The sequence below is a fragment of the uncultured Rothia sp. genome (assembly GCF_916715725.1).
Classification (GTDB): domain Bacteria; phylum Actinomycetota; class Actinomycetes; order Actinomycetales; family Micrococcaceae; genus Rothia.
Genome location: NZ_CAKAPD010000014.1, coordinates 26,143 through 43,659, shown reverse-complemented (window position 1 = coordinate 43,659; position 17,517 = coordinate 26,143). Strand labels below are relative to the sequence as shown.

The window sequence follows — 17,517 nt, the reverse complement described above, 5'->3', positions numbered from 1 at the left end:
GCTCATCAGAACTGCGGGGCAGGCTATTTCTGTCTCTCGCAAAGCAGAGGCAGCCGTAAAGCTCGCTAGTGCTTCTGCTTGTAGTCAGCCATGAAGTTACCCAGGCGCTCCAGGGCACTGGTGAGGGTCTGAGTATCGGGCAGGAACACCAGACGGAAGTGGTCCGGGTCCTTCCAGTTGAACGCGCGGCCGTGGCTGAAGAGAATCTTCTGGCTCTTGAGCAGGTCCAGGGCGAACTGCTCGTCATCGGTAATGTCGAAGCGCTCAATATCAATCTTCGGGAACAGGTAGAGCGCGCCGTCCGCACTAGTGCAGCTGATGCCGTCAATCTCGTTGAGCATCTTGTGCGCCAGGGTGCGCTGCTCGTACAGGCGGCCGCCGGGAACAATCAGCTCGTTAATGGACTGGTAGCCGCCGAGCGCGGTCTGAATGGCGTGCTGCGCCGGAACGTTGGAGCACAGGCGCATGGAGGCGAGCAGGTGAATGCCTTCCAGGTAGCTTGCTGCGTCCTTCTTGGGGCCGGTAATAGCGACCCAACCAGCACGGTAACCGCAGACGCGGTACGCCTTGGACAGACCGGAGAAGGTCAGGCAGAGCACGTCATCGCCGGTGAGGGTCGCCATGTTGATGGCTTCAGCACCGTCGTAGGTGATCTTTTCGTAGATTTCGTCCGAGAACACGACCAGGCCGTGCTCGCGTGCCAGGTCCACGATCTGCTTCAGAATCGAGCGCGGGTAGACAGCACCGGTCGGGTTGTTCGGGTTAATGACCACGATGCCCTTGGTGCGCTCGGTAATCTTCGACTTGATGTCTTCGATGTCCGGGTACCAGTTGTTTTCCTCGTCGCACAGGTAGTGCACGGGCTTGCCGCCCACCAGCGCGGTGGATGCGGTCCACAGCGGGTAGTCGGGCATGGGGACCAGGATTTCGTCGCCGGTCTCGCAGAGCGCCTGCAGGGTCATCGGGATCAGCTCAGACACACCGTTACCCAGGTAGATGGAGTCGGTGTCGAGGTTCATGATGCCGCGGTTCTGGTAGTGCTGCACAATGGCGGTACGTGCCGAGTAGAGGCCGCGGGAGTCGGAGTAGCCCTGGGTTTCGGGCAGGTGACGGATGATGTCCATCATGATGGCGTCAGGCGCTTCAAAGCCGAAGGGTGCGGGGTTACCAATGTTCAGTTTGAGGATGCGGTGACCCATCGCCTCCATGCGATTGGCCTCGTCCAGAATGGGGCCGCGGATGTCGTACAGGACGTTGCTCAACTTTGAGGACTGACGGTACTTCGTCATGATGATTTACTTTCTAGGGTGATCCAAAATGAATTGTGCTGCGTCATCATCTGCGATGGGGTTGGAACCGCTAGTCAGACGCAACAGGAACGAGAGGTTACCCGTGTCTAATGTAGATGATACGCGGTTAATCGCCGTACGGGCGCTATCTGGCAGGGTACGACGGATAATGGGCACCAGCTGCTGCTGCAAAAGTGCCGTTGAGGGGTCTTCCAGGGTGACCAGGCGGTTATCGTCAATTGCCGAATCGCAGCTGTGCAGCAGGGTCACCTGCACGGTGTCTGCGGTGAGGGCGTTGACGCGCTCTGCGGGCTCGTCCTGAATCTTCGGGTCGTGCACACGGTAGCGATAGAGGCTACGTAGGGAATCCACGCCGTAGGTGCCGCTGGAGTACCCGGTCGGAATGGAGAACGCCAGGCTCGACTGCACATCGCGCAGGTTTGCGAGGGAGTTGAGCTTGTGGCGGGCGCTCACGGCGCGGGTGGTGACCAGTACATCCTTGTTGGTTGCGTTAGCGCCGTTGAGGAGCATGAGCTCTTCGGGCAGGATGCGCGAGATGGCGTTGGTCATGTCGGTGGTGCTCATGGCGCGCAGGTTGATGGGGTCTGCGGAGCGGGTGGAGCTTGCGGTGGGGCTTGCGGTGCCGTCTTCTGCCTGCGCGGAGGCGGCGCTCTCCGACGCGGTGGGGGTGACGGTGGGCGCGGGCGGCAGGGTCACGCCGGCGGCGGCCGCGGAGGCGCTCACGGAGGCGGCGATACGTTCATTCTGCGCGGCGGCGGGGCTGATTTTACCGTCGTCGGTCAGGTAGAGCAGCAGGTCGCCGCTGTAGTCAATCACCAAGTCCAGTGCTTCCGCGGTGGCGGCGGTGCCGGTTTCCTCGTCGTCGGGCAGGGTTGCGGTGGGGGTGGCTGAGTTAGCCGAAGGCACCATGAGCCCGCGCAGGGCGGTCGCGCGACTGTTGCCGGTGTCAACCAGTTCTACGGTGTAGCCGACCTGGCGCAGGGCGCGCGCGTACACATACGCTACGGCGCGCATTTCTCGCAGGGCACCGTAGCCGATGCGCAAGGTGCCGTAGCTGGACGCGGAGGGGTCCACGTGCAGGGGCGTGTCGTTGCTACCGCAGGCGGTGAGAATCGGCATGAGCGCCAGGGAGGTGAGCGCCGCACGGCGGGTCAGGATTAGTCGGTTCATGAGAGCTTCCGTGCGTTTTCGTCGGCAAGAAATTCGCGGTATTCGCGCGCCCAGCTGGCGGCGTTGGAGTAACCCATCATGGAGGCAACCTCATCGATGAGAGTGCCATAGCGGATGGTATCCAGCTCTGCGATGGGCACCCAGCGTGCCGTGTCGGAGGAGCCGTTCACCTCGTGGCGCAGCTCGCCGGTCACAATGTGGGCACGGAAAACCACCCGCAGAGCGCAGAAAGGCAGCGCCTGTGGGTCCTTCTGGGTGGAACGCACGGGAAAATGCCCGGCGTGCACGCCCAGGATGTCTTCAATGGCGACGCTGTAGCCGGTCTCTTCGAGGGTTTCCCTCAGCGCGGTTTCGTCAGCCTGCTCGCCGGGTTCCATGCCGCCACCGGGCAGGGACCAGAGGGGGCTGAGCGCGCGGTCTTCGGGCACCCAACGAGTCATGAGCAGCTTGCCCTGCTCGATGATGACTGCGTAGGCTGCGGGTCGGGTTTCCATTGCTAATGCCATGGTTCGATTTTACCGTCTATCGTTCTTTAGCGTTTCTTACCGCGGCGTGCGCTGGCGGCTTTGGCGGACTGTCGAGCGTGCTGGCGTGCGTTGCCGTTTTTCTTGGCGTTGGCACGCTTCTTATCGCGTGCTTCACGGCGTGCGTTGGCGGCTCGAGCCTTCGCTTTTGCCTTTGCTTTTTCGGCTGCGACGCGTTCGGCGCGTGCCTGTCGGGTTTCGCTACCGCGGTCGCTGGTTGCGGTGCGTCCGCGCACAATACCGATGAAGTCCTGCAGGAGCGCCTCGAGCTCTTCGCTGCGCGGCTCACCCTTGGGGGCGCGCGGCCACACCAGGTGCACCGGGTAGGTGTCCAGACCCGCGACGGGGCGGTAGGTGAGGTCCTTGCGGTGGTAGAAACGCGCGATGGACATGGGCACAATGTACAGGCCCACACCGGCGGCAACCAGCTCGATGGTTTCTTTATCGGTCAGACCTTCGGGCACGATGCGGCCGGCACTCTCACGCCATGCGCGGGAGACTTCTTCATAGGCAGGAATATCGGAGGCGGGCTGCAGCAGGAACTCTTCGGCAAGCTCCTCCACGGGCACCTCATCAAGCACGGTGAGCACGTGGTCCACCGGCAGAATGACTACGGGCAGCTCCTCGTAGAGGCGGATGCTGTGGTACTTATCGCCGTCGGCGCTTGCCGGTTCGCGGTCCGGGCGCACAATGCTCATGTGCGCGAAGGGGTTCTCGGGCACCTCAACGACGGGTACCGGGGCGTGCTCGACAGCCTCGGCGGGCGCCTCGGCAGCGTTTTCTCCTTCTGCCGCCGATTCAAGGGCAGGATCAATCAGGCACAAATCCTGGTGCAGGGAGTCCAGGCCGCGCGCCTCACGCACGGGTACCTCCGCCAACTGCACGCGGTCACCGTAACGCTCGTGCCAGCGGTTAAACCATTTGCCGGGCATAATCGCGGGCACGTAGCTGATGCGCAGCATAGAACGCTGCAGCACGGGTACGGGCAGAGCCTCCGGAGTCTGAATCATTGCCAGCTGCTCGGGGTGCAGGTACACGCGGGTGGGTGCCTCGGCGGGCGCTTCGTTCTCTACCTCGCCGGTAGTGTTTTCGGGCGCGCTCAACTCGGCGTTGGGTTCGGTGAGAGCAGGCTCGTTGAGGGGCTGCTCTTCGGGAGTACCTGCGGTGGAGGATGCGGTAGAAGTCATCCCTCCACGCTAGCACAGATTAGGAGCGGGCATTAAGGTCGGTAAACACCCATCCCGTGACGGTAGGGGCGGTGCTGCTGGGGCGCTGTGCCCTGCGGTGAAAGAGAGGTCCCCTCCCCCGTTCGCGGAGAGAGGCTGAGGTTAAGAGAGGCTGAGGTTAAGAGAGGTTGAGGCTAAGAGGGTTAGTGCTCGGCAACGTCCTCAACGGGTTCGCGGTTAATACGGCGTTCGCGGATCTGGGCGGCGACCACCAGTACCGTAACCACAACGGCGAGGGCGACGGGGAACATCCACGGTTCCAGGCCGAGCGCGGCAAGCAGCGCAAAACCGAAGCTGGTGTAGATGCACGCCCACATGAAGGTTCCGGCGAGCATGGCGGGCACCCAGCGGCGCAGCGGCATTTTCGTGAAGCCGGTCGTGATGATGACGGCGGTCTGCAGGCCCACGGTCAAAAAGCAGAGGGGCACGGCGATAACGCCCCACCGGTTGATGAAGGCGCGGGCCTTGCGGTAGAGCGGGCTGTCCATAGCCTTGCGGATGCGGGCGAGGCGGGAGCCACCCTCAGCGGCAAGCGCTCCGAGGGCGTAGACGATGCTGGTGCGGACAATGCCGACCACCCACATGAAGAGTAGGGCAACCTCAAACGGAAGTGTGTTAAACCATTCTTTCACCCGGATATTCTCTCACGGACCAGCAATATTGACCCGTTTCGAGGCTTCTTGTTCAGGTACCGGAGGGGCTCAAAAATTTTTTTAAACTTTTTTCTGGGAGGGGTATCGCCCCGTTTCGCCTGCAATGGCGCGGATTTTACTTAGGTCAACCTTAGTTTATTGACAGGGTGTCGCTATTTTCAGTTTGTCACCCGTGAATGAATTAGGATATATTTTTATTACCGAATAGGGCAGGCCTTGTGGGAAGGCCTTCCTAATCGGTCTAGAAGACTTTCTTCCTGTGTGTGATGCTGGAAAAGGAACCCCATGGACGGGGTTCCTTTTCTTTTTATCGTTCCTTTCCCGAGGCACATTCCCAGCAAAACAAAACCCCGACAGTACGAACTGTCGGGGTTTTATGCATATCTAGAACAAGGTCTACTTCTTACCCTGGTTCTTGTCCTGACGGTGCAGAGCGCTCAGCGGCTTGGGCAGCTGAACCGGGTTCCAGGTGTTGCTCACTGCCTCAAAGGAGGAGCCAGCACCGGGGTGACGGTTCGTGGAACGGACACCACCGGTCACAGTAGCGCCGGTCGAGAGCGCCGGATTGTTCAACGAGGCGATATCCAGTGCATCGAACTCGGAATCATCCAGGACGTCCGGCAGAGGAATCTCTTCGGGAATCGGCTGAGCGGGAGCCTGAGCAGCAGGTGCAGCAGGTGCCTGGCGGACGGGCGAACCATCACGTAGCGCCTGGCGAGCCACCGGCTGGGCCGGCTGAATAGCCGACTGCTGCGCGGGAGTCTGCTGCTGAGCGGCAGGCGCCTGGGTAGACTGAGGTGCTACCGGCTGAGCAGGCTGTGCGGGCTGAGCAGACGGCACACGCTGAGCGCGCTGGGACTGAACAGGCTGGGGCTGAACAGGCTGGGACTGTACGGGCTGAGCAGAGGGCACGGACTGAGTGCGCTGGGGCTGAACAGGCTGGGACTGTACGGGCTGGCTCGGAGTAACCGGAGCAACCGGAGCCTGCGCTACCTGCTGAGGCTGCGCCGCAGTACGTGGTGCAGTGGAGGAAGCAGCAGAACCGCTCTCCTGGTCAAAGAGCACGCTTCCGCGGCGAATCGGCTGGAAGCGGCTTGGACGCTGCTGGCGGCGCTCCTGACGGTGACCCGCGGACGCCTCCGCCGAACGAGCGGCGGCAAAACGAGCAGGTACGGGACGGGCAGCGTGAGAAGACTCAGATGTTGCAGGCGCTTCTGCCTGAGCTGCTTCTGCCTGGTGTGCCTCTTCAGAGGAGTCCACCGCAATGTGCGCGCGGCTCGGGCGTGCCGCCTCGCGGTTCACACCGCGCACCGGCTTACAGGCAGCTGCCTCACGGGTTGCGGGGCGAGCCTCAGGCTCTTCAGTAGCTTCAGAATCTGAGCCCTCGGCAGCCGAGTCCTCTACCGACTCGGAAGCGTCATCGTAAGCTTCTTCGTCGCCAGACTCTTCGTACGCCTCAGCGTCAGTACCCTCGGCATCTTCTGCTTCTGCCTTGGCGCGGCGCTCATCGCGGCTCGCCTTGACCTGGTTAGAGACAGACTCCAGCAGACCAAAACGGCTTACAGCCCATGCGCCGCCAGCAAGAATCAGGAAGAGAACAGCCCAACCCCACGCCAGAACGCCAAAGAGCGCCAGAAGACCGGTCACCAGGGCAAGCACGCCCAGACCAGCTGCAACCAGCAGGGCGATACCGCTCGGGCTCGAGGTATCAAAGTAGGACAGCGGCGAGGGCTTCGACTCCTCCACCACCGGAATCTCATCGGTGTAGGGAGCAGTCGGGGAAGAATCGCGAATCTGCGAAATAGAAGCCGTATCCGGGGCAGGCTGAACGGCATCCTCTACAGCGTGGGAGGAACGGGAAGAAGCCTGGGGAAGAGCGGAAGAGGGCAAGGAAGTACCCGGCGCCACCGCGTGATCGGAAGACTGGTACGCCTCCGACTCATTCAGCAGCACGCCAGCGGAAGCGAGAATATCCTCCGCGGTACGCTCGGCACTGATCAGGGGACGCTCGGGCTCCACGGAGGGACCAGCGGGCGCGCGACGCAGGCTCCTGGGCACAAACCACAGCAGCAAAATCACGGTCAGAATTACCAACACACCCGAGGTGTTCAACAGCGTCATATCAGGTCGCCCTCTATCGTCCCTTTATCCCTAGACTTTAATCATACCCTTATATTCCCGATGCTTTCCATAAGCGGCAAGAATCGGGCTGGATATGCGCATATACCCCAGAAGGAATATGCGCACTACGACGTCGTCGCGTCCCTGCACAAGACACACTCTGGACCCTCACCCAGCAGCACGCCACACGCATAACGGACACGAACGACGCAAAGGAAGGCGCCCTCCCATGGGGGCTAAAACGCCCCACCGGAAAGAACGCCTTCCTCAGCGTGGTTGGTATTTATCGGTTGCCCTCATCAGAGAGCGGATGCAGAGTAATTAGCAGTTCTCTGCAACAAAGTCCTTCAGCCATGCGCGCAGGTCGTCACCGAACTCGGGACGCTCAGCAGCAAGAATAACGTTTGCCTTCAGGTAAGACAGCTTGTCACCGGTGTCGAAACGGCGGCCGGAGAAGACCACACCGTAGACGCCTTCGCCTTCACCCTCGCCCTGAGCCAGGGTCTGCAGAGCGTCGGTCAGCTGAATCTCGCCACCGCGGCCCGGAGCGGTGTTCTCCAGAACCTCGAAGACCTTCGAGCTCAGAACGTAACGGCCAATCACAGCGTAGTTCGAGGGAGCCTCATCAGCAGCAGGCTTCTCAACCAGGCCGGTGATCTTCACGAAACCGTCTTCGCCCTCAACAGCCTCAATAGCAGCTGCGCCGTAAGCGGAAATAGCCTCGCGAGGAACCTCCATCAGGGCAACGACGGAGCCGCCGGTGCGCTCCTGAACCTCCACCATGCGGGAGAGCAGGTCTTCCTTCTCGTCAATCAGGTCATCGCCGAGCAGAACAGCGAATGCCTCGTCACCAACGTGGCGCTTTGCGCGCAGAACAGCGTGCCCCAGGCCCTTGGGGTCACCCTGACGCACGTAGTGCAGGTCGCCACCGAGCTCATTGGTCTCAACAACAGATGCTAGCAGGGCGTCCTTACCCTGCTCAGCGAGCTGCTGCTCCAGAACGGGAACGCGGTCGAAGTGATCCTCGAGAGCACGCTTGTTACGGCCGGTAATCATCAGAACGTCGTTCAGACCGGCACGGATTGCTTCCTCCACCACGTACTGAATCGCGGGGCGATCAACGACGGGGAGCATTTCCTTGGGGGTTGCCTTCGTTGCGGGCAGGAATCGGGTGCCCAGACCAGCAGCAGGAATAACTGCCTTAGTAACAGACTTAATTTCAGTAGCCATGCCACAAGAATACCCTAAGTTGTAAAGTACTTAAGGCGATTTATCGCGACTATGACATGAAAAAATCTTCAACGTGACTAACTGCATATCCGCGCAAGTACATTCTTCGGCACACAGAGAAAATACGTTCCTCGGAACCCAATGCTACTTTCTGCAATCCTTATACTAAAAAGTGGAATCTACAGACCCGGCAGAATCGGGTATTTTCGTAGCCTACAAGGATGTTTTCGTCCTTACTCGCGGATACCTCTCAGCCCGGGAATAACACATCTCCCTTCCCTCTACGGGACGCTCCCCCTTCACCCGCAACCCGCAACGACGATGGGACACACCATGCACCTCAACACCGCACCCGCCGCCAGCAACTCCGACGCCGGCGCCAGCCCAGACGACATCTCCCTGGACAAAGACATTCTCCGCTCCCAGATCCGCCCGCGCCGCCTCACCGCGCGCAGCCACCGCGGCGAACGCGGTCAGCAGCAGATGCAGGAGCTCTTCACCGCCCACATCCTCGAGGCGGTCGCGCAGCGGCTCCACTCCCCCGGCACCATTGCGGCGTACCTGCCCACCAAGTCCGAGCCGCCCATCATCGAAGCACTAACCCGCCTGCACAAGGACGGACACCGCATCCTCGTACCCGTCGTACGCCCCGGTCGCAAACTCGCCTGGGTGCACTGGGATCCTGCCGTCGAGCATCCGCTCAGCCCCATGGGCATCCCGGAACCCGAAGGCGAAGAACAGGACGAACGCGCCTTCGTCGACGCCGACCTGCGCCTCATCCCCGCACTCGCCTTTGATGCCGGCGGGCACCGCCTCGGTCAGGGAGGCGGCTACTACGACCGCATTATTCCCCTGCTCAGCGCACAACAGCTGGAGGAGCAGAGCATCGGTATCGTCTTCAGCGACGAAATCTACGAGGCTGTCCCCTACGACCAGTGGGATGCTATTCTGCCGGTCATCCTCACCGAGCAGGGTATCTACCGCACCCGTTAGCAGGTCTAAAAGTACCCGATTCTCTCGTGCCCGTTTCACTCCTGATTGACACCCCGCATCTTTCTGAAAAAGCACAAAGATATGCGGGACACACCCACAAAATCACTCAGGAAAAAGGCAAAAAGAAACCAGAAATAGCTTTTTGAGAAGAAAACGCAAATAGCTCCCAACGTTTCAAAAGCGGTACACTCAAACCACGTTAATAAACCATCCCAGCGAAAACGGATACAGAAGGACAAAATGCCGGTCTACGTTTACCAGTGCAAGAATTGCAACCACGTCTTTGAACAGCGCCAGTCCTTTAGCGACGATGCGCTGCGCGTCTGCCCGCAGTGCGGCGAAGAAACCCTGCGCAAGCGCTACAACACCGTCGGCGTGACCTTCAAGGGTTCCGGCTTCTACAGCACCGACAAGGGCAACTCCTAAACGGGGTTCCACACCAGCCAAAACGAGGGGCGGGGCAACACAGGTTGCCCCGCCCCTCGGCGTTTTAAGAAGCACTCCCCCGAGGGAAGACGCTACACGATATTGTTACCCCAGTGCGGAGGACGCTGCTGACGCATCCATTCCAGACGCTCACGCTCCTCCGGGGTTAGAGGCTGCGCAGAAGCCGTCGCCTTCTTGGTACCAGCCTTCTGGGTACCCGTTTTCTGGGTACCTGCCTTGTGCGCGTCAACCGTCTGCCCAGACGCACCCGCAGCAGACGAGGTACCCGAAGCCGCAACCGGAGGCGTCGTTACGCCCACCAGCAGAGGCTCAGCCCCGCTCACCGAGCCGCCGCCGCTCACGCGGCGGTGCCCTCGGCGAGGCTTCGGCGTTGACGAATAACTAGCCACGAACCTCAGCGCCCTCATCCATGTCCAGGTAGTGCAGCACGCGCGCCACCACAGCGTCCGGATCGGCGAACACCTCCAGGGTGCCCAGGGTGATGTAGTTCCAGCCCGTGCGGCTCAGACGCTCCGGCAGCAGGCGGGTACGCTCACGCACCGAAGCGCGCGCATAGTTCGGCTCGCCATCGGAGCACGCCACCAGCGGCATAGCCGCCGGAACGCTCGGGTTCGAAGAGACCACGGGAGCTACACCCAGCGCGGGCACCGGCTCGGCAGCCAGCTTCTCCGGGGCGTGCGCGATCAGAGCGATATCGCCCTCGCCGCGGGTCACGCGCACACCGTGAGCCTGCAGGCGCGCCACCAAATCGTTCAGCAGCCAGTCGCCCAGATCCGGGGTGTCCGCATCGTCAGCCGCCAAGAACGCGTTACGCGGCAGGGTCTCGGGTACGCGCTGTGCCTTCGCCTCCACCTCTTCACGCGCCTGACGTTCCGCATGCTCACGCAGCAGGTGGTAGAAATCCACCGCGCCATGATGCAGCTTCTGCGGATCCAGCTCCGACGGGTCAATGCACGAGACAATGCGCAGGGCACGGCGGGCACGAGTCAACGCCACCACAAAGCCCTGACGACCGTGTTCGGCAGACAGCTGACCCAAATCGTAGGACGCCTGGCCCAGGCGGGCACGACCTACGCCCAGGGAGAAAATCACGGTATCGCGCTCGAGGGTCTCAGCGCGGGTCAAATCGACCACACGGAACGACTCCTCACCGGCGGCAAAGAACGGCGCCAGCTGCGGGTACAGGCTCAGGGCGTGACGCACCGACTCAGCCACACGCTGAGCGTGCTTCGGGCTAGCCGTCACAACCGCCAGCGAACGGTCCGGGGTGCGGTACGCGTGCTCGAGCACCAGGTTCGTGACGCGTTCCACCTCAACGCCGGGCGAATCCAGGTTCGCGTTATCGCTGACCTTGCCGCGAGTATCAATGTACTCAACGGTCAGAGAGCCAGCAGGCTGGGCGGAGGCACGGCTCACCGGAGCCGCATGCAGCTGCGAACCGTAGAACTCACGGTTCAGGTAGTCCAGAATCACCGGGTCCATGCTGCGGTGCAGCATCGCCAGGGTGCGGTTGGGCAGTACGGTAGCGAGCACGTCGAAGGTGCTGTCCAGCTGCTCGTCGGCCGGCTCGGGCGCACCGAAAGTCGGCGCGGACACGATGAACGGCGAGGGGTAACCCGAGTGCGGGTCGCCCAGGGCAATCACCTGGTCGGCGCGGGTAATCGCCGGCAGGTTCGCCGCCAGCGGGGTCGACTCAGAATCCAGCAGCAGCACCGTATCAAAACGCATGGATGCGGGAACCTTGCGCGCCAGGGCGAAGGGGCTCGCGGTCCACAGCGGAAGCAGGGTACGCGCCATGACCGGGGCGTGAGTCAGCAGCTCCTCGAGCACGAACTCGTAGCCGCGCAGCTGGCTCTTCAGGTACGCCGCCTGGTCGTGCTCGGATTCAATACGCTCGGTCCACACGCGCGCAACCTTCGCCAGCAGACGCGCCGGGGCGCTGGTCATGTGGGCGTAGTCGGCACGGCGGAAACGGGACTCCGTATCGCGCAGACGGTCGCCGTCCAGCAGCTTACCCTCGTGATGCTGCAGCAAGAACTCCAGGGCAGACTGCCACCAGGCAAGCTCCAGCTCAGCGGAAACAACCTCGGTCGGAACCTGACGCGCATACAGGTCATCAAGCAACTCCGACAGGCCGCGCTCACGCAGCTTTTGGGTCAGAGCGTCACGCTCAGGCAGGGTCATGAGCAGCACACGGTCCGCCATGAGGGCGTCCAGGCGCGCATCCAGAGCATCCAGGTCGGTGCGCACGAAGTCGGTGCCCTCGATGGTGTCCGTCAGAACAATACCCAGACCCGCCAGCTCAGACACCAGGGAGTTCAGGGCTGCAGCCAGCTGATCCAGGTTCTCCGGAATCTGCGGGGTGCGGGGCGCCTCAATGTGGCGAATCCACTCGGCACGCTCCGCCTGAACAATCTTCAGCTGCTCGTGCAGGTCACCGATATTCACGCCGGGCAGGATGTACTCCTTAGCCGCGCGGCGCAGGCGGGAACGCTGCATACTGCTCATCTCGATGCCGTTCTCACGGCGCCACGCGCCCGAAGCGGTCGCAGCGATCAGGTCGGTCACCGGGCGGTCATACACGTCCGCACGGAAACGCTTGAGCGTCTCGCGGATGCGCATCAGAATCGCCAGCTGCGACTCCCACTCAGAGATGGTGCGGCCGCGGCGCAGGCCCAGCATGGCGCTGGTCTGGTTCATCGCTTCACGCAGGTTCAGCAGGGAGGACTTGAGGGTAATGACCAGGGCGTACGCCTCGGCGGCTTCCTCGTCATTGACCAGGCGGGCACGGTACCACGGGGAGGTACGCGAAGCCGACGCAAAACCGTCAATCTCGCCCAGGCGTACCAGCTCGGCACGCACCTGCTCACGCTCCATGAGCGAATCAAGCATGGGGCGGTCAAAACGCACGCGGGTTGCCGGGCCGTCCTCGGAGGCGGTCAGCTCAGCCAGACGCTGCAGCGCCGAGTAGACGGAAATCTGCCAGTTCGCGTCCTTGCTCAGCAGGGCACGAGTATGGTCGAGCAGCGCGGCGCGAGTCGCCACGAGCTCTTCGTTCAGGTCCTCAGAGTTCGGCTCTTCGGCGCTCTCGTTGCGCACAATCGCGCGAATGAATTCGGCGCGCTGAGCCTCAGAATCGTGCTCGGCAAGCAGGTCGTAGCGCAGACCATCGATGCCGGTGCGCTTGAGCAGTGCAGAGAACTCGGCAAGGGTGGAGCGCTTCTCGCCCACGACGAGCACGGACTTACCGCGCCCCATCAGTGCAGAAGCAATGTTCACGGCGGTGCGCAGCGGCTCGGTGCCGGGTGCCGCAGTGATAGTGAAGGAGAAACCGCTCACCGCGGTGTCGATAATCTCCTGGGCGTTGGCATCAGCGTCCAGCAGGAGCATTTCCTCTGCCGGGTCGCGCTGATCCAGAGGCTGCTGCAGGTTGTGTGCGTTGAGCTCACGCGGCTTCACGCCGGGCACCTTCAACGCCGCCAGGTCACGAACCAGCGGGGTGATGGCGGTGTGCGGCAGCTCGCCCAGGCTTTCCTTCAGGTCAGCGAAGGTCGAGATGAAGTACTTCGACTCGATGGTCATGCCCGGAATACGGCCGGCGGAGGCGCGCATACGCTCAATGACCGGCTCGGGGTCCAGACGGGACATGGAGTTCGCCAGTTGCGCCACGTCCATGGTGCCCAGGTCGATGCCGTACTCCTGCTTGATCTGGCGGACCATCGCAGGGTTCAGGCGCGCAGAACCGGCGAGGCGCAGCTCGAAGTCGTCGTCCTTAGGGTGCGGGGTGATGCTCAGCGGCGCCATGAGGATCGGCGCGATGAAGCGCTTCTCGTAGGCGGCGGTATCCTCGCGGGTGTCGTGCGACAGCCAGGAGGCGGTACCCGCCACGAAGTAGCCGGAGTCCAGGCCGTGGTCGGTGGCAAGCTCGTAAATCTTGGTGCGCAGGGTGCGTGCGGAGCGCATGCCCGCCTCCAGCTGCGACTTGTCGCGCAGAATCGTGGAGAGGCGGGTCTTACGTCCGGCGAGCAGCTGTGCCAGACCGGAGGGGTTCGCCTCGGACAGGTCGATGTGCACGTAGTCGACCTGATTAAAGTCGAGCATCGCGTCGGGGCCGGTGTAGACGTCCATCTGTTCCGCCCAGCGCTCAAGCCCCGCCGAGGGGTCGAAGTCCTCGTGGGCGGGGTTCAGGTGTGCGGGCAGCTCGGCGATGTTGATTTCGTCGGCTACTTCGGGGGTTTCCTCTGCTGAGGTCGCGGCGGCGGCGGGCTGAGCGGTATCAGCCGGGGTGCCGGGTGCGTGCTGCGCGTCGGTAGGCTCGGGAATCTGGTTCACGTCGTGAGTGTCCTTGTGGGTCAGTGCGGTGTACGTTTGCGCGTACACACCGAAGATGGTGGTTCTTCCGGGGTCCTCTGCCCGGTGTGCCTCATGCTGTGCTTCAAGCGGGGCGGGTGTCAGCGCACGCCCGTATGCTCAATGCTCCTGTGTGCCTTAATACGCCGGGTGCTTATTTCGACCACATTGCGATGTTGGCGACGAGCAGCACTACGGTCACCAATACGTAGAAGACCAGGGCAGGCAGAAGCGCCCAACGGTACTTGGGCGCCAGCTCGCCTTCCAGGTTGCCGAAGCGCAGGGAGCGGAAGAGGAAGAAGCTCAGAATCGCGCCGGGCAGGTTACCGATGATGACCAGCAGAATGGTCAGGTACAGGGCGTAGGCTCGTTCGGTGCGTTCATTCTCCGCGCCTGCGAACTTGAGGGTGCCGCCCAGCAGCAGGCTGAGGCAGGCATTCAGGAACGCCACGGTGAAGAAGGGAATCTTCAGGGCTGCTTGGAAGTCCATCTGGGAGTTCGCTGCGCCCAGTGCAATCCACAGCAGTAGCAGCGCGGGGATAATCATGAGGTACCAGAACAGGTACTTACGCATCTTCTCGGTGTTTTCGATGAGCGCGAAAATTGCGGTCACTGGGTGTCTCTTTCAGATGGTCTCAGGCGGATTCGGTCGGATTCAGGAGGAGTGAGTGAAGGAGCAGGTGGGCACAGTAATGCCTTGTCAGGCGTCGGTTTCGTCCCCAGCGTTGAGGGCGTCGTCCACCTGATCCTGCAGGGATTCGCGGCGCTCATTCTCAACGTGTTCAATGTAGCGGCGCACGATGTAGTCCAGCAGCACCGACAGCGCCACAAAGGAGTAGTAGGGCTTGCGCTGGGTGCTGATCTGGGTGGGGGTGGTCTGGTAGTGCAGGGAGTACTCGGCGTGCGAGGACATGTAGTTCACACCAATGGCGGTCACCGCAATCATGGGGATGCGTCGCAGCGCCAGCATCTTAATGTGTTCGCGCATGTTCTCGGTCTGACCGGAGAAGGACACAATGATGACCACATCATCCTGGGTCATATTGTTCATGGCGCTTTCGAACTCATTACGTGCCGGGATGACCTGGCAGAACTTACCGCAAACCTGCATGGACTTGGTAAATTCCTGCACGGCGTTGCGCTGAGCGTAGCCGGTACCGAAGCAGTACACAGTGCGAGCCTCATGGATGCGCTTGAGCAGTCCGCTCAGTTCCATGTGCTCGAGGTAGTCGTAGGTGCGCTGAATATCTTCGCGGCCGCTCTCAATGAACCGCGGGTTGAAGGGTTCGCTGCGGTTCAGAGAGGACTTGATGAAGTACTTCAACTCAGCAAATCCGGAGAAGTTCAGCTTCTTCGTCAGGCGGATAATTGAGCTGGTCGAAGTATACGTTTTATGTGCCAAAGAGTTGATCGTTGACTCCGCAACGAACTCTTCATTTTCTAGCATGAATGCCAAAATTTCCCGTTCAGTTTCACTGAATCGGTGCTGGTTCGCATTCACGACGTCTTGTAAATCCACTCAAAGCTCCTGAATCCGATGGTGAGCAATATATAAATAGTACACGCTCTAGGGTCATCGGCCAGGGTGGGTGGGGTGGTCGTATCTCACGTTAGGTGGGTGCCTCGTGCAGATTTGAGTCCGGGTGCGAACCTGGATACAGCTTCGCCGGCGGCATCGGTGTTATCCGATACCGCCGGCGAAGTCTATCCCTTATGAGGCGTCATACCGTCAGACGGTTGAAAGCTGATTCCTCTTAGGAGAGGGTCTTAGCTTCGTTCACCATGGTCTCGAAACGCTCGCGAACCTGGGGAACGTCCATGCCGACGATGACCTGGAATGCCTTGCCCTTGCGGACCAGACCCAGAGCGCCTGCATTCTTGAAGTCTGCATCCGAGGGGCTGACGAGGGACTCATCAGCGACGGAGACACGCAGGCGGGTTGCGCAGTTGTTCACGGTGGTGATGTTCTCTGCGCCACCGAGCAGTTCGAGGAAGCCAGCTGCACGGGGTGCGTAGAGGTCGCCGTCAGCGGACTCAGCAGCTGCGCCGCCGTTCTTCTCAGCAGCCTTAGCTGCCTTGTACTCTGCCTTGCTGTAGAGCTTGGTCTCGCCGCCGTCTTCTTCACGACCGGGGGTCTTGAAGTCGAACTTCAGAATCATGAAGCGGAAGATCAGGAAGTACAGGACGGTGAAGCACAGGCCCACACCGATCTGCATGAGGTAGGTGCCGGAGTGGTTTGCCCACAGGGGGATCCAGTTCTGGAACAGGAAGTCGAGCAGACCGCCACCCATGTAACCAACCAGACCCAGCTGGTACATGATTGCTGCCATGGATGCTGCCAGGATTGCGTGGACCAGGAACAGCGGGGGTGCAAGGAACAGGAAGGTGAACTCGAGGGGCTCGGTGATACCGATCAGGATCGCGGTGAGGCAGACGGGAATCATCAGAGCGAGAACTTCCTTGCGCTTCTCGGGACGAGCAGTGGTGTAGAACGCCGCTGCGATACCGATGGGTGCAAAGACCTTGGAGTTACCGTGCAGTGCGAAGCCGCCGCCGGGGAACAGTTCCTTCAGGGGCTTGTCGCTCTTTGCGAACTCGGTCAGGTGGGTCGGCCAGTCCTTAGCAATACCGTTCGGGGTAACAACATTACCGAAGACGAACGGGGAGTAGATGAAGTGGTGCAGACCGGTCGGAATCAGGAAGCGCTCGAGGAAGGTGTAAACCCACACGCCGAGTGCGCCGGATGCGATGAAGAAGCCCTGCAGGGAGGAGATGCCGTGCTGAGCGTAGGGCCACAGCCAGGAGAACAGGAATGCCACGGGCATCATCAGGAAGAAGCAGACGCCGTAGACGTACTGGGAACCCTGGAAGATACCGAGGAAGTCGGGCAGCTTCTTGTCGAACCAGCGGTTGTGTGCCCACACCACGATTGCGGAGATGATGATGGCACCGAAGATACCGGTGTCCATGGTCTTGATACCGGCAATCATCTTCAGACCGGTACCTGCCGCGCTCTTAGAGATGTCGGTGGTGTAGTCCAGGTCGAAGAAACCGGTGCCGCCCTTGCCCCATACCTTGAGCATGGTGCCGACGAAGTAGTTGAAGGTCAGGTAGACCATTGCAGCTTCCATCACTGCACGTGCGTTAGCGGTCTTTGCCAGTGCAATGGGCAGACCGATCACGAAGAGCAGTTCCATCTGGTTGAAGACGGTCCATGCGCCGGACTCCCAAACAGACCAGAAGTGGTTCCACGCGCTTTCCTTATCAGCTGCGAGGGGGATCAGGTCGCCGTTCTGTGCAATGATCGCAATACCGACCGCGAGGCCAGCGAATGCGAAGAGAAGAACGGGTGCCAGCATGGCAGAGCCGAACCTCTGTACTTTTTCCATCATGAGGCTATACGCCCTTTCGGGTTGTCGAGTGAGCGGACGCAGGTGCCGGCGATCGTTGCCGGTCTGCGGTGGCAACACCGTATCTTTATACCCTCAAACGA

The 17,517-nt window shown here is 61.2% G+C and carries 14 protein-coding genes; 2 read left to right on the top strand and 12 right to left on the bottom strand.

What is annotated here, in order from left to right; translation table 11 throughout:
• Positions 1-65: 65 nt before the first annotated feature.
• From QZ822_RS07925 to galU, 7 genes are all read right to left on the bottom strand, one after another.
• Positions 66-1,289: a pyridoxal phosphate-dependent aminotransferase gene (locus tag QZ822_RS07925; RefSeq protein WP_294643817.1), complete on the bottom strand. Its 1,224-nt coding sequence runs from the start codon at positions 1,287-1,289 to the stop codon at positions 66-68.
• 6 nt (positions 1,290-1,295) lie between these two features.
• Positions 1,296-2,480 carry a glycine betaine ABC transporter substrate-binding protein gene (locus QZ822_RS07920; RefSeq protein WP_294643815.1) on the bottom strand — a complete coding sequence of 395 codons (1,185 nt, stop codon included), beginning with the start codon at positions 2,478-2,480 and terminating at the stop codon, positions 1,296-1,298.
• Positions 2,477-2,986: an NUDIX domain-containing protein gene (locus QZ822_RS07915; protein WP_080974854.1), complete on the bottom strand. Its 510-nt coding sequence runs from the start codon at positions 2,984-2,986 to the stop codon at positions 2,477-2,479. Before QZ822_RS07915 ends, QZ822_RS07920 begins: the two co-directional genes overlap by 4 nt.
• Positions 2,987-3,012: 26 nt before the next feature.
• On the bottom strand, positions 3,013-4,191 hold the full coding sequence (locus tag QZ822_RS07910) for a LysR substrate-binding domain-containing protein (protein WP_294643812.1): 1,179 nt from the start codon (positions 4,189-4,191) through the stop codon (positions 3,013-3,015).
• Positions 4,192-4,373: 182 nt separating this feature from the next.
• Positions 4,374-4,862, bottom strand: coding sequence for a DedA family protein (locus QZ822_RS07905; protein ID WP_294643810.1), 489 nt, complete (start codon positions 4,860-4,862; stop codon positions 4,374-4,376).
• A 417-nt stretch (positions 4,863-5,279) separates the two neighbouring features.
• Positions 5,280-7,004, bottom strand: coding sequence for a hypothetical protein (locus QZ822_RS07900; RefSeq protein WP_294643809.1), 1,725 nt, complete (start codon positions 7,002-7,004; stop codon positions 5,280-5,282).
• Positions 7,005-7,325: 321 nt separating this feature from the next.
• Positions 7,326-8,234: a UTP--glucose-1-phosphate uridylyltransferase GalU gene (galU, locus tag QZ822_RS07895; protein ID WP_070642885.1), complete on the bottom strand. Its 909-nt coding sequence runs from the start codon at positions 8,232-8,234 to the stop codon at positions 7,326-7,328.
• A gap of 333 nt (positions 8,235-8,567) precedes the next feature.
• Here galU and QZ822_RS07890 point away from each other — a divergent pair, with 333 nt between their 5' ends.
• Positions 8,568-9,227 (top strand): 5-formyltetrahydrofolate cyclo-ligase, encoded by a 660-nt coding sequence (locus QZ822_RS07890; RefSeq protein WP_246823179.1) that lies wholly within the window; start codon positions 8,568-8,570, stop codon positions 9,225-9,227.
• A 240-nt stretch (positions 9,228-9,467) separates the two neighbouring features.
• Positions 9,468-9,653, top strand: coding sequence for an FmdB family zinc ribbon protein (locus tag QZ822_RS07885; protein ID WP_005505091.1), 186 nt, complete (start codon positions 9,468-9,470; stop codon positions 9,651-9,653).
• Between the two features lie 92 nt (positions 9,654-9,745).
• Here the strand turns inward: QZ822_RS07885 and QZ822_RS07880 are convergent, their stop codons facing one another.
• From QZ822_RS07880 to QZ822_RS07860, 5 genes are all read right to left on the bottom strand, one after another.
• On the bottom strand, positions 9,746-10,063 hold the full coding sequence (locus QZ822_RS07880) for a hypothetical protein (RefSeq protein ID WP_294643805.1): 318 nt from the start codon (positions 10,061-10,063) through the stop codon (positions 9,746-9,748).
• Positions 10,056-14,054, bottom strand: coding sequence for an ATP-binding protein (locus tag QZ822_RS07875; protein WP_294643803.1), 3,999 nt, complete (start codon positions 14,052-14,054; stop codon positions 10,056-10,058). The genes QZ822_RS07880 and QZ822_RS07875 overlap by 8 nt, the downstream gene beginning before the upstream one ends.
• Positions 14,055-14,178: 124 nt before the next feature.
• Positions 14,179-14,637: a cell shape determination protein CcmA gene (locus tag QZ822_RS07870; RefSeq protein ID WP_070642894.1), complete on the bottom strand. Its 459-nt coding sequence runs from the start codon at positions 14,635-14,637 to the stop codon at positions 14,179-14,181.
• Between the two features lie 87 nt (positions 14,638-14,724).
• Positions 14,725-15,525 carry a MurR/RpiR family transcriptional regulator gene (locus QZ822_RS07865; protein WP_231840311.1) on the bottom strand — a complete coding sequence of 267 codons (801 nt, stop codon included), beginning with the start codon at positions 15,523-15,525 and terminating at the stop codon, positions 14,725-14,727.
• Between the two features lie 253 nt (positions 15,526-15,778).
• Entirely contained in the window at positions 15,779-17,413 is a 1,635-nt protein-coding gene (locus tag QZ822_RS07860; RefSeq protein ID WP_294643843.1) for an alpha-glucoside-specific PTS transporter subunit IIBC, read from the bottom strand.
• Between the last annotated feature and the right edge of the window lie 104 nt (positions 17,414-17,517).